Below are 12,995 nucleotides of genomic sequence, written 5' to 3'. Positions count from 1 at the left end.
CTGACCGACGGCGACAGCTGACGGCTCCGACGGCCGACACCGGCACGGAACGCGAGAGGGCGGGCCGGAGGGAAACCTCCGGCCCGCCCTCTCGCGTGGCCGAAACCTGCTCGAGTCCTACTCGAACGGGTCGAACTCGTCGTACTCGCGCAGCGCCTCGTCCCGCTCCGCCTGCTTTTCCCGGCGGCGCTGCGCCGCGGGCCGCTCGCCGTCGAAGCGGTGGTCCTCGCCGCGGCGGCCCAGCATCTCCGCACCGGCCATGACCGTCGGCTCCCAGTCGAAGACGACCGCGTTCTCCTCGGGACCGATCGCGACACCGTCGCCGGACCGCGCGCCCGCCTTCATCAGCCGCTCTTCGACGCCGAGGCGGTTGAGCCGGTCGGCGAGGTAGCCGACGGCCTCGTCGTTGTTGAAGTCGGTCTGGCGGACCCAGCGCTCGGGCTTCTCTCCGCGCACCCGGAACAGCGGCTCGCCGCCGAACTCCTCGCGGGTGACGGTGAACCCGGCGTCGTCCACGGCCTTGGGCCGGATGACGATCCGGGTCGCCTCCTCCTTCGGCTTGGCGGCGCGCGCAGCGGCGACCAGCTCGCCGAGCGCGAAGGACAGCTCGCGCAACCCGATGTGGGCGACGGCCGACACCTCGAAGACGCGGTAGCCGCGGGCCTCCAGGTCGGGCCGGACCATCTCGGCGAGGTCCTTGCCGTCGGGCACGTCGACCTTGTTCAGGACGACGATCCGGGGCCGGTTGTCCAGGCCGCCGTACTCCCGCAGCTCGGCCTCGATGATGTCGAGGTCGGAGACGGGGTCGCGGTCGGACTCCAGGGTCGCGGTGTCCAGCACGTGCACCAGCACGCTGCACCGCTCCACGTGCCGCAGGAACTCCAGGCCCAGGCCCTTGCCCTGGCTGGCGCCCGGGATCAGACCCGGCACGTCGGCGATGGTGTAGACGGTCGAACCGGCGGTGACGACACCGAGGTTCGGCACGAGCGTCGTGAACGGATAGTCGGCGATCTTCGGCTTGGCCGCGCTGAGCACGGAGATCAGCGAGGACTTGCCGGCGCTCGGGTAGCCGACCAGCGCCACGTCGGCGACGGTCTTCAGCTCCAGGACGATGTCGTGCAGGTCGCCGGGCTCGCCGAGCAGCGCGAAGCCGGGCGCCTTGCGGCGGGCGGAGGCCAGCGCCGCGTTGCCGAGGCCGCCCCGGCCGCCCTGTGCGGCGATGTACGAGGTGCCGTGGCCGACCAGGTCGGCAAGCACGTTGCCCGCCTTGTCCAGCACGACCGTGCCGTCCGGCACCGGCAGGACGAGGTCCTGGCCGTCCTTGCCGGAGCGGTTGCCGCCCTCGCCCGGCTTGCCGTTGGTGGCCTTGCGGTGCGGGGAGTGGTGGTATTCGAGAAGTGTCGTCACCGACTGGTCGACGGTGAGGATGACGTCACCGCCACGGCCGCCGTTGCCGCCGTCCGGGCCGCCGAGCGGCTTGAACTTCTCGCGGTGTACGGAGGCACAGCCGTGACCTCCGTTACCCGCGGCGACATGCAGTTCGACGCGGTCCACGAAGGTGGTCATGGTTCAGTGCCTCCAGAAAACGATCGGTATGTCTAGCGTCAACACGCGAAAGGCGGACCCGCCTTCCCGAACGGGAAGTGAGGTCCGCCTCGCGAAAGCGTTCGGTGCTGAATCAGATGATTCAGGCGACCGGAACGATGTTCACGACCTTGCGGCCGCGGTGGGTACCGAACTCCACCGCACCGGCCTGCAGGGCGAACAGCGTGTCGTCGCCGCCACGGCCGACACCGGCGCCGGGGTGGAAGTGGGTGCCGCGCTGGCGGACCAGGATCTCACCCGCGTTCACGACCTGACCGCCGAAGCGCTTCACGCCGAGCCGCTGGGCATTGGAGTCGCGACCGTTCCGGGTGGACGATGCGCCCTTCTTGTGTGCCATTTCTCCTCAGTCCCTTACTTCGCAGCCGTGGGGATCGACGTGACCTTGATCGCCGTGTACTGCTGGCGGTGGCCCTGCCGACGGCGGTAGCCGGTCTTGTTCTTGTAGCGCAGAATGTCGATCTTCTGGCCCTTGTGGTGGTCCACGACCTCGGCCTGGACCTTGATGCCGGCCAGCACCCACGGGTCGCTGGTCACAGCGTCGCCGTCGACAACGAGCAGGGTCGAGAGCTCGACCGTGTCGCCAACCTTGGCGGTGGAAATCTTGTCAACCTCAACGATGTCGCCGACAGCAACCTTGTGCTGGCGACCACCGCTGCGCACGATGGCGTACACGCGGATCTCTCTTTCGCTCGAAGAAACGGCACCCCCGCAGGCCAGCCGCCCAGAATCACCACGGACGACCTCTCCCGGCCCGCCTTGCGCCCGGGAGGAAAAGGTTTACGGGGATGTGGCGTGCTCAGTGGACACGCCGACGGTCAAGGTTACGGGTCCACGACCTGGAGGGTCAAACCGGACCCGGTGGGTGTGGGGCCGGTCACTCGGACCGGCCCCACAGCCCGGGCGTCAGCCCTCGTCGGCCACGTCCGCGGCGGCGGAGACCGTGGTGGTCTTCTTCGCCGTGGACTTCGCGGCGGCCGTCTTCGCCGCCTTCTTGGCCGTGGTCTTCTTGGCGACCGTCTTCTTGGCCGCGGTCTTCTTCGCCGTGGCCTTCTTGGCGGCGGCCTTCTTCGCCGTGGCCTTCTTGGCGGTCTTGCGGGCCGCCTTCTTGGCCGGAGCGGTCGCCTCGGCCACCTCCTCGGCCGTCACTTCGCCGGCCGGGGCCTCGGCAGCCGCCTCCGCAGCGGCCGACGGGACGACCACGACGGCCGCCTCCTCGGACGCGGTCGGCGCGGTGGCCTTGCGCACGGCGCGGCGGCGCGGACGGGCCGGGGCGGCGCTCTCGGCGGGCTCGGGCGCCTCCTCGACGGCGACCTGGGCCGGGGCCTGTTCAGCGGGCGCCTCGGCCGCGGGCTGTGCCGCCGGCTCCTCGACCGCGGGCGCGGTCTCGGGCACCGTCACCACGGCCGCCGCCTCGGCACCCGCCGGGGAACCGGCCGGCGCCGACACCTTCCGGGTCGCACGACGGCGCGTACGGCCCTTGGGCGCGGCCTCCTCGACGGCCTCGGCCTGCGGTGCCGGGACCACCTGGTCCTCGACGGCCGAGGGCTCGGCCAGGGCCGCGGCGGCCGGCTCCGGACGCACCGGGCGCGCCGCCGTCTCCTCGGCGGTGACGTCCTGCGCGGTCGGCGCCCCGGCGGCCACGGCCGCCTCGGTCCTCGGGGCCTTCTCACGGCGGGCTTCGGCCTTCGGCGCGCCCGCCGGAGCCGAGGCCCGGCGGCTCGCCCTGCGGCGCGTACGGCCACGGGTGGCCGCCGCCTCCGCCTCGGCGACGCTGCTGTACAGCTCCTCGTCCGGCGCGAAGTCGGGGGCCGGCAGCGCGACCGGCTCGGCGATCTCGGCGGCCACCGCGGCGGCGGTCTCCGCCTCGGGCTCCACGGCCTCGCCGGTCTCGACGGCCACGGCGGCGGTCTCGTGCACGTGCTCCTGGGCGTCGGCGCCACGGCCGCGCTTCTTGCGCTTGCCGCCACCGCCGCCGGCGGACACCGGCTGCTCCATGTGCACGATGACACCGCGGCCGTTGCAGTGCACGCAGGTCTCCGAGAACGACTCCAGCAGGCCCTGGCCGACCCGCTTGCGGGTCATCTGCACCAGGCCCAGCGAGGTCACCTCGGCCACCTGGTGCTTCGTACGGTCACGGCCCAGGCACTCCAGCAGGCGGCGCAGCACCAGGTCGCGGTTGGACTCCAGGACCATGTCGATGAAGTCGATGACGACGATGCCGCCGAGGTCGCGCAGCCGGAGCTGGCGCACGATCTCCTCGGCCGCCTCCAGGTTGTTCCTGGTGACCGTCTCCTCCAGGTTGCCGCCCTGGCCGGTGAACTTGCCGGTGTTGACGTCGACGACGACCATCGCCTCGGTCTTGTCGATCACCAGCGAACCGCCACTGGGCAGCCAGACCTTGCGGTCGAGGGCCTTGGCGAGCTGCTCGTCGATCCGGTAGGTGGCGAAGACGTCGACCTCGGAGGTCCACTTCGACAGCCTGCCGGCGAGGTCCGGCGCGACGTGCGAGACGTACCCGTGGATCGTCTCCCAGGCGTCGCCACCGCTGACGATGACCTTGGAGAAGTCCTCGTTGAAGATGTCGCGCACGACCCGGACGGTCATGTCCGGCTCGCCGTACAGCAGCGTCGGGGCGTTGCCGTTCTTCGACTTCTTCTGGATGTCCTCCCACTGCGCCTGCAGCCGCTCGACGTCCCGGCGCAGCTCCTCCTCGCTCGCGCCCTCGGCGGCGGTGCGCACGATGACGCCCGCGTCCTCGGGGACGATCTTCTTGAGGATGGTCTTCAGCCGGGCCCGCTCGGTGTCGGGCAGCTTGCGGCTGATGCCGGTCATCGAGCCCTCGGGGACGTACACGAGGTAGCGGCCCGGCAGGGAGACCTGGCTGGTCAGACGGGCGCCCTTGTGCCCGATCGGGTCCTTGGTGACCTGGACGAGCACCGACTGCCCGGACTTGAGCGCCGACTCGATGCGGCGGGGGCCGTTGGCCATGCCCAGCGCCTCGAAGTTGACCTCACCGGCGTACAGGACGGCGTTGCGGCCCTTGCCGATGTCGATGAAGGCGGCCTCCATCGACGGCAGCACGTTCTGGACCTTGCCCAGGTAGACGTTGCCGACGTACGAGGTCGACTGCTCCTTGTTGACGTAGTGCTCGACGAGCACGCCGTCCTCCAGGACGCCGATCTGCGTACGGTCGCCGTACTGGCGGACGACCATCACGCGCTCGACGGCCTCACGGCGGGCCAGGAACTCGGCCTCGGTGATGATCGGAACGCGGCGACGACCCTGCTCACGGCCCTCGCGACGGCGCTGCTTCTTGGCCTCCAGACGGGTCGAGCCCTTGATGGACTGCACCTCGTCGGACGGCTCGGCCGGCTTGCGCGGCTCGCGGACCTTGACGACCGTGCGCTCCGGGTCGCCCTCGTCGGGCTCGGTGTCGACGGTGGTGTCACCCGCACGGCGACGCCGACGGCGGCGACGACGGCTGCTGGAGCTGGAGCCACCGGCCTCGTCGCGGGCGTCCTCGGCGTCCTCTTCCTCCTGCTCGGCGGTGTCCTCGGCGTCCTGCTCGGCCTGCTCGGCGGCCAGTTCCTCGGCCTCGGCGTCCGCGCCCTCGCCCTCGGCGGCCTCACCGCGACGGCGACGACGGCCGCCACGACGGCGACGGCGGCGCGCACCGGCCTCCTCGAAGCCCTCGGCGCCCTCCGCCTCCTCCGGCTCCTCGGCCTCCTCGCCCTCGGTGACGGCCTCGGCGGACTCCTCCGGCTCCTCCGGCTCGGCGGCGGCCTCGACGGTCCGGGGCTCCTCGGCGGCGCCCCGGCGGCGACGGCGGCGGCGCGCACCGGTCTCGGCGCGCTCCTCCGTCCGCTCCTCCGTCCGCTCCTCCGCGTACTCCTCGGGCTCCTCCACCTCGACGGCCTCGGCGGCGGCCTCGGCGGCGGCGCGCTCCGGGGTCTGGAACTTCGGCTCGGTGAACACCGGCGGCTGGAAGACGGCGACGGCCGGGCGGGCGGGCCGACGCCGGGTCCCGGCCTCGGCCTCGGCCTCCGGCTCCTCGCGCTCGGCGGCCTGCGCGGGCTCGGAGAACCCGAACACGGGGCGTACGGCCCGACGCCGGGTACGACGCGGGGCGGCCTCCTCGGCGGGGGCCTGCGGCGCCTGGGCGGCGGGAGCGGGCTCGGCGGCGGCCGGGGCTTCCGCGGCGGCGGGCTGCTCGGCGGCGGCGGAGACCGGCTCGGCCGGAGCCTCGGTGGCAGCCGGGATCTCCGCGGCGGCGGACTCGGCGGCCTTCGGCGCACCGGTGGGCGCGGACACGCGGCGCGTGGCCCGGCGGCGGGTACGCCGCGGAGCGGCCTCCTCGCCGGCACCGCTCACCTCGGCGGCAGCGGCAGCAGGCTCGCCGGCGGCCGGGGCGGCCTCGGCGGCAACGGGCCCGGCGGCGGCCGGGACCTCGACTGCAGCGGACTCGGCAGCGGACTCGGCGGCCTTCGGCGCGCCGACGGGCGCGGAGGCGCGGCGGGTCGCGCGACGACGCGTACGGGCGGCGGGGGCGGCCTCTTCCTCGGCGGCGGGCTGCTCCTCGGCCATCTCAACCTGCTCGGTCCCGGCGGCGGACGCAGCCGGGACAACGGCCTCGGCGGACGCCGGGGCACCGGTGGGCGCGGACGCGCGGCGCGTGGCCCGACGGCGCGCACGACCCGCGGGCGCGGCCTCTTCGGCTGCGGGGGCGGGGGCCTCTGCGGCCTCCTGGCTCACACCAGCCTCGGCGGCACCGGCGTCCTCCGCGGCTGCGGCGGGCGCGGTGACGGTGCGCGTGGCGCGGCGGCGGACGCGGCGCGGTGCGGCCTCCTCACCGGAGACGACCTCGCCGCCCTCGGCGACGGCGGCGGGCTGCTCGGTCTCGGCGGCGGAGGCGGCCGGGACCACGGTCTCGACGGCCTCGACGGACGCCGGCGCACCGGCGGGTGCGGAGGCGCGGCGCGTGGCCCGACGGCGCGGACGTCCTGCGGACGCGGCCTCCTCGGCAGCAGGTGCCGCCTCAGCGCTCCGCGCACCGGCCTCTTCGGCCTCGATCGCCTCTACGGCCTCTTCAGCGCCTTCGGCCTCAAGGGCGTCTGCGGCATCGAGGACCCCGGCGACGTCGTCGGACTCCGCGGCCGGTATGGCCGGCACGGTCACCTCGGTGGGAGCCTCGGCCGCGGCGGGCGGGCCCGCCGGGCGAGAGGCTGCACGGCGACTCCTGCGCGGCGGCAGGGTGTCGCTGGGAGTGTTCAGTTCGGAACCCTCGCGGGGTTCGGTCGGCTCGAGCATGCGGGCGTTTCTCCCGTCAGGCTCCCGGGCGCCGCGCCTGGTCCGGCGTCGGTCTCGGTGGACCGTCCGCCGTTGACGTCCGCGGCCCGCGTGATCCGCGATGGCCGCCGTCCGGGGCGCGGGCGCCGCACGGGAGCACTCTGTGTCCTGTCTCGCCGGTTCCGTACGCCTTGTCGGTACGGCCTGGCGAAAGTCTTCTGGTCGGTGCGCTGCCCGACCCAGGTGGCTCCCGAGTACGAGGGCGGCGCTTACGACGTCCGTCCCTACGCGGGACCTTCCGGCGTCGGCGCCGTCGCGGCGGCTGCCGGTGTGGCCGTCAGGGCCCCGGCTGCCTCGCGGTCGGGCGCGAGCGGGTCGGTCACCGTGCCGGTCTCTTCATCGAGCAGCCCCTGCGCCAGCCTGGTCACCGCTGCGGGGACCGGCGGCGCCAGGTCGGCCACGGCGCGGAGACCGGACAGGACGTCGTCGGGTCGTACGGCAGGCGTCACGTGCCGAACAACCAGCCGCAGTATCGCACAGGGCTGGTCGGTAGGCCTATCAGCCGGTGAACCGTGCGTTTCCAGGCTCACCACGGCCGGGCGGGCGTCGAAGGTGCGGACACCGCTCTTGGTCATCCGCTGGACCTCGACGGTCTCCGCCCGGTTGAACCTGTCGACCGCGTGCTCGGCGTCGGCCGGGTCGACGCCGTCCAGCCGCAGCTCCCAGACGGAGGCCGTGAGCCGGTCGGCGAGGCCCGGGGTCCGCGCCTCGACCGCCTCGATGACGTCGAGCCCGGGGGGCAGCGACTCGTCGAGGAGGACGCGCAGGGTCTCCGGGTCGCGCGATGCGGTGAGCGCGATCTCCAGATACTCCGCCTCACTGCCCGTGCCGGTGGGTGCGGCATTGGCGTACGACACCTTCGGATGCGGCGTGAACCCGGCCGAGTACGCCATGGGCACCTCGGAGCGGCGCAGCGCACGCTCGAAGGCGCGCTGGAAGTCTCGGTGGCTGGTGAACCTCAGGCGGCCGCGCTTGGTGTAGCGCAGTCGGATGCGCTGCACCGCGGGTGCGGGCGGCGGGCCTTCGGGCTGTCGCTTGCCCAGTGTCCTAGTCCTTCGTGAGTGCGGTCGTACTGCTACCAAGAGTACGTGCAGCGGGCCCCTGAGGTTCCCGCCGGTCCACTGCTGCCTGCGGCCGTGGTTCCCCGAAGACCATCCGCCGGAAGTCGGCGCGGGCCTGCCGTACCGTGTCGCGGGCGCCTGCCAGGGCCTCGCGGACGGCCCGCCCCAGCACGCGCGCGCCCTCGGCGGCGGGCCGCAGGACGGCGTCCCGGACGAGGTGGCCGACCGGGGTGAGGACTGTCCGATGCACCCAGCGCACGGGCTCCACGAGGATCCACCGGAAGAGGGTCCCGAGCGCGCGGCCGACGGCCCGCGAGATCCGTCCGGCGATCCGCCAGGCGTGCCCGAGGGCGTCGCCGATCTCGCGCGCGACGACGGCGAGGAAACGGCCGACGGGGGCGAGAACCCAGCGCCACAGTGCGAGGGCGGGCAGAAAGAGGAGGACGCGGAGGGTCCAGTACAGGGCGACGCCGATGCCGGTGCCGATCACGCCGAGCAGCTGGCCCAGCCCTCGTACACACCGGGCGAGGGCACGCCCGGCGGGCGTGAGGACCCGGTCGTAGAGCCACCGCGCGGGCACGACGAGCAGGCACCGTGCCAGCCGGGCGACCGCGTGCCCGATCGGGCTGAGCACGCGCGCGTACACCCACGCCAGCCCGGCGCCCGCCCCGCGCGCCAGCCAGGCCAGGGCGTGCCCGACGGGCGTGAGCACGTACCGGCGGCACCACAGGGCCGGTACGACGACGAGGACCGTGCCGAGCCGGCCGAGTGCCCTGCCGACCGGGACCAGGACATGACGCCACAGGGCGACGAACGGCCATACGAACAAGGCCTTTCCGACCCACAGCAGCGCACGGCCGAGCGGCCTGAGCACGGTGTCCCGCAGAAACCTTCCGGTGACGACGAGGGCGTCCCACCCCATCCGCACCGGCACCACCAGCACCAGGACGGCGATCCGCACGGGCACGCGGATCGCGACGGTCAGGCACCCTTCCGGGTGCCGGGGCCGGGGTGGCGGCTTGTGGGGTTCCATACCGGGGTAGACGCCGGCACCGCCTGTTCGGATCCGGCGATCCGGCGTACCCGCACCAGCACGGCGCGGCATCCGGATCCGAGGGCCTCCAACGGGGTGGGGCGGAGGGCGAGCAGGGCTATGCCGTCGGTGCTGTCGGCGCCGAACTCGGTGATCAGTTCGTCGCAGAAGACGTCAAGGGGATCGGGTGTACCGGCTGGCTGCCCAGAAACACCCGCCCGAAAAGGGCAGGTGCCCGGCCCGGCGGGCTCGCCTCCGCGCTGCCCGGGCACGCTCCCCGGGGCTCAGGAGTCGCCTGTCGCGTGGCCCGCGCCCGTCACGCGACGGGCCGACGCCGCTGCCCGGTCGGCTCCGGCCAGCAGGCGGGCTCGGCAGCGGGGCCACCACATGAGGTCGGCCAGGAGGAGCACGACCACCAGCCACGAGGCGATGGTCTCGCCGGTGGAGCCCGTCACGGTGTCGTACACGGCGAGGGCGACCGCGAGCACGGTGACGAGCAGGACGACCCGACGGCGCAGCCGGTCCTCCTCGGCGGTCCGGCGCAGGGCGCGGGCGTACTCGACGACCGAGGGCGCCAGCCGGGGATCGGCAACGGCCTCGCCCCGCCGGGTGGCGCGTACCACGGCCGCGCGGTCGGCGCCGCTCATGGCCCTTGCCGCGGGCCAGGCCCGTTCCATCCGGCGCGCCACTCGGGTCCCGTGCAACAGGCTCAGCACCACGAAGACCACGGCGGCACCCGCCCACGAGCCCGATTCGACGAGAACGAAGGCCCCGAAGAAGACGCCGGCGGCGAGGCCTGCGCCCACAGCCCGGCTCACCGGCCCCAGGCACCACATCCAGCCCGGAACGAGGATCACCCGCTCACGGTGGCCGTGACCCGGCACGTACTCAACCACCGCACCGGCACGTCGCTCCCGGCACACGCACACGGCGCATCGCAACGGCCGGAGCACGGCGGGCGGAGCACGACGGCGGGAGCAACGGCCGGGCTGCGCACCAGCGGCCGCCGTCTACCCGGTCCGCACCGGCACGTGTTATCGGCCGTCGGGTTCCGGCAGGTCCTGCTCGGTCCAGATCGTCTTGCCGGTGGGTGTGTAGCGCGTGCCCCAGTGGTGGGTCATCTGGGCGATGATGAACAGGCCCCGCCCGCCCTCCTCGTCACTCGCGGCGTGCCGCAGGTTGGGCGCGGTGTGGCCGGTGTCGGAGACCTCGCAGATCAGCGACCGGTCGCGGATCACGCGTACCTGGATCGGACCGCCGACGTAGCGGATGGCGTTGGTGACCAGTTCGCTGACGATGAGCTCGGTCGTGAACGCCAGGTCACCCAGTTCCCACTCGCCGAGCTGCTTGCTGACGCTGGTGCGGATGGTGGCCACCGCCGCCGGGTCCGGTTGCACCGCCCACTCGGCGAACTGCTTCCGGTCGAGCCGGCGCGTGCGGGCCACGAGCAGCGTCGCGTCCACGTCCACCGGCCCCGGCAACAGGGTGCTCACCGCGCAGTCGCACAGGGCCTCCAAGGACGCTCGGCGGTCGGCCAGGACGCGGGACAGCTGCGCGAGCCCGGCGTCGCGGTCGTCGGCCGCCTGGAGGAGGCCGTCCGTGGAGAGGGCGACGAGACTGCCCGGAGCGAGTTCCAGTTCCATGCTCTCGTAGGGCAGGCCGGCGATTCCCAGCGGCGGCCCGGTCGGCAGCCCCGGATACTCGACGACGCCCGTGTGGGCTTGTACGACGGCCAGCACGGAGTCCCCGGCCCGGGCGAGGCTGCACTTGCCCGAGACGGGGTCGTACACCGCGTACAGGCAGCTCACGCCCAGGGCCTCGTCAACGTACGGCCTCAGGTGGCCGGGGCCTCGGCCGGCCCCGCCTTCGTGCGCGGTCTGCTCGACCAGGTCGGCCAGGCGGGACAGGAGCTCGTCCGGGCTCAGGTCCAGCCGGGCCAGCACGCGCACACCCGTGCGCAGCCGTCCCATGGTGGCCGCGGCGCGCAGGCCATGACCGAGCACGTCGCCGACGACCAGGCCGACCCGGGTTCCCGACAGGGGAATGACGTCGTACCAGTCGCCGCCCACGCCGGACCCGCTGTCGGCGGGCAGGTAGCGGCTCGCCGAGTCGACGGCGGCGTGCGAGGGCAGATGGCGTGGAAGCAGGCTCTGCTGGAGTTTGAGGGCCACGCTGTGGCCACGGGTGACCACCGGCATCAGCAGGAGACCGATCAGCAGGGAGCCCAGGCCCAGGACGGTGACCCCGCCCGTCCTGCCGATCAGCGGCAGGTCGACGGCTGTCGCGCCGTACCCGGGGTTCGCGTAGACGACGAAGGCGGCATAGACGAACAGCGAGATCATCACCAGCCCGCCCAGTCCCGGCAGGACGCCCTTGAAGACCAGGTCTCTGGCACTGCGGGTCAGGACCCTGCGGTAGTACCAGATGCAGGCGAAGCCGGTCAGACCGTACTGGAACGCGATCGCGAGACCGACCGAGTCGATCGAGTCGGCCAGGACGTTGCGGCTGAACGACGCCAGCAGGACGAACAGGGCGATCGATGCCGCTCCCATGCCGACGGTCCCCCAGGTCGGGGTGAGGAACCTGCGGTGGACCCGGGCGAACCGGGCAGGGACCGCCTTGTGGACCGCCATGGAGAAGACGGTCCTGGCCAAGGGCAGGATGGTGGTCTCGGCGGAGGCCAGCGCGGAGGTCAGCACCATCAGGATCAGCAGTCTCGACAGGAACAGGCCCGTGTCCCCGCTCCCGAACACGGCATCGCCCAGCCCGGACAGCACGTCGCTCGAATTGTGGGTGTTGCCGAGCCCGATGCCCGAGGTGCCGACTCCCGCGAACGCCTGCGCCGAGGTGGCGACCAGGCTGTACATGGCCAGGAGCAGCACGGTGGACATGACCGCGGCGCGCCCGGGGACGCGTGTGCTGTCGATGGTTTCCTCATTGACCGAGAACGCGGTGTCCCAGCCCCAGTACATGAAGACCCCCGCGAGGATTCCCGAGGTCAGGCCCCTTGCCGAGGGCACCTCGAAGGGGTTGAACCAGGAGGCCGAAACGTGGATCGCCGTCGCGGGAGGGTCGGAGTAGACCCTGACCAGTGCGGCGACGGCGAAAACGAACAGCATCGCCACTTCCAGGCACAGCAGCCAGCGCTGGACGGCCGCGGAGACCTCGATGCCGACGTAGCAGATCACGGTCAGCACGGCGATCCAGGCGATGCCCGCCACGGTCGTCCAGAACCGGTCGTCCGCCAGTTCGTCCTGGCCCACCAGTCGGAAGCCGTAGGCAGCGGCGATCTGGGCGAGGTTGCCCATGACGATGACGTTGGCGACGATGAGGCCCCAGCCGCCCATCCATCCGATGCTCGGTCCGAAGGTGCGAGTGGCCCAGCTGAAGGTGGTCCCGCAGTCGGAGTTGCTCGCGTTGAGCTCCCGGAAGGCGCATGCGACCAGCAGCATCGGTACGAACGCCAGCATCGTGACGATCGGGGCCTGCAGTCCGACCCCGGCCACGATGACGCCCAGGGTGGCGGCCAGGCTGTACGCCGGGCCGGCGGAGGCAAGGCCCATGGCGACCGAGGAGAACATGCCCAGGGCGTCGTTCTTGAGCCCTTTGCGACCGGCCCCCGTCCCGGGAGCGGGGCGGTCGGCGAACACGGCGCCGTCAAAGTGCCTCACACTTGATTCCAACGCCGGGCCGGTTCCCTCCGCAACAGCGCAGGGGCGCGACCACTGCGTCGGCCGGGTGCTCTCCAGCCGTGTACCGGTCGAGCCGGGCACGGACCAGCGCCGGACGCGGGCAGCACGGCCACCAGGCGTGGGCCGACGGTCGGTCCACGGATCAGGGATGCCGGGTGAGGGGGGTAAGGACCTCAGGACAGCGGGACGCCGGCGATCGCGATGCGCTCCATCACCCGGCGCTGTGGGTAGTAGTCGTTGACGGCGTAGTGCTCCACA

At 73.0% G+C, this 12,995-nt stretch carries 8 protein-coding genes; all 8 read right to left on the bottom strand.

The features are described 5' to 3' along the window. Window positions 1-117: 117 nt before the first annotated feature. The 8 genes from obgE to LMU33_RS40380 all read right to left on the bottom strand — a co-directional run bounded on the left by obgE (window position 118) and on the right by LMU33_RS40380 (window position 12,716). The gene (gene obgE, locus LMU33_RS40415; RefSeq protein ID WP_228627037.1) at window positions 118-1,566 is read right to left on the bottom strand and encodes a GTPase ObgE; all 1,449 of its coding nucleotides are present in this window, start codon (window positions 1,564-1,566) and stop codon (window positions 118-120) included. Between the two features lie 121 nt (window positions 1,567-1,687). Beyond that, window positions 1,688-1,942: a 50S ribosomal protein L27 gene (rpmA, locus tag LMU33_RS40410; protein WP_023550764.1), complete on the bottom strand. Its 255-nt coding sequence runs from the start codon at window positions 1,940-1,942 to the stop codon at window positions 1,688-1,690. Between the two features lie 14 nt (window positions 1,943-1,956). Beyond that, window positions 1,957-2,277 carry a 50S ribosomal protein L21 gene (gene rplU / locus LMU33_RS40405; protein WP_009188585.1) on the bottom strand — a complete coding sequence of 107 codons (321 nt, stop codon included), beginning with the start codon at window positions 2,275-2,277 and terminating at the stop codon, window positions 1,957-1,959. Between the two features lie 231 nt (window positions 2,278-2,508). Beyond that, window positions 2,509-6,912: an Rne/Rng family ribonuclease gene (locus LMU33_RS40400; protein WP_228627035.1), complete on the bottom strand. Its 4,404-nt coding sequence runs from the start codon at window positions 6,910-6,912 to the stop codon at window positions 2,509-2,511. A gap of 263 nt (window positions 6,913-7,175) precedes the next feature. After that, window positions 7,176-7,952, bottom strand: a complete 777-nt coding sequence (locus tag LMU33_RS40395; RefSeq protein WP_228627033.1) for a TIGR03936 family radical SAM-associated protein — start codon at window positions 7,950-7,952, stop codon at window positions 7,176-7,178. Window positions 7,953-7,998: 46 nt separating this feature from the next. Beyond that, window positions 7,999-9,045 carry a hypothetical protein gene (locus LMU33_RS40390; protein ID WP_228627031.1) on the bottom strand — a complete coding sequence of 349 codons (1,047 nt, stop codon included), beginning with the start codon at window positions 9,043-9,045 and terminating at the stop codon, window positions 7,999-8,001. 284 nt (window positions 9,046-9,329) lie between these two features. Beyond that, a complete protein-coding gene (locus LMU33_RS40385) occupies window positions 9,330-9,902 on the bottom strand; it encodes a hypothetical protein (RefSeq protein ID WP_228627029.1) in 573 nt (190 codons plus the stop codon). A gap of 177 nt (window positions 9,903-10,079) precedes the next feature. Further along, window positions 10,080-12,716, bottom strand: coding sequence for an amino acid permease (locus LMU33_RS40380; RefSeq protein WP_228627027.1), 2,637 nt, complete (start codon window positions 12,714-12,716; stop codon window positions 10,080-10,082). Between the last annotated feature and the right edge of the window lie 279 nt (window positions 12,717-12,995).

This window comes from Streptomyces barringtoniae, assembly GCF_020819595.1.
GTDB classification, from domain to species: domain Bacteria; phylum Actinomycetota; class Actinomycetes; order Streptomycetales; family Streptomycetaceae; genus Streptomyces; species Streptomyces barringtoniae.
This window is presented reverse-complemented; position numbering and strand designations above follow the sequence as displayed.

What these genes read in the sequence shown, in the direction of transcription:
- LMU33_RS40400 (WP_228627035.1), bottom strand. Translation starts at nt 6,912, where the DNA reads ATGCTCGAGCCGACCGAACCCCGCGAGGGTTCCGAACTGAACACTCCC.
- LMU33_RS40390 (WP_228627031.1), bottom strand. Translation starts at nt 9,045, where the DNA reads ATGGAACCCCACAAGCCGCCACCCCGGCCCCGGCACCCGGAAGGGTGC.
- rpmA (WP_023550764.1), bottom strand. Translation starts at nt 1,942, where the DNA reads ATGGCACACAAGAAGGGCGCATCGTCCACCCGGAACGGTCGCGACTCC.
- obgE (WP_228627037.1), bottom strand. Translation starts at nt 1,566, where the DNA reads ATGACCACCTTCGTGGACCGCGTCGAACTGCATGTCGCCGCGGGTAAC.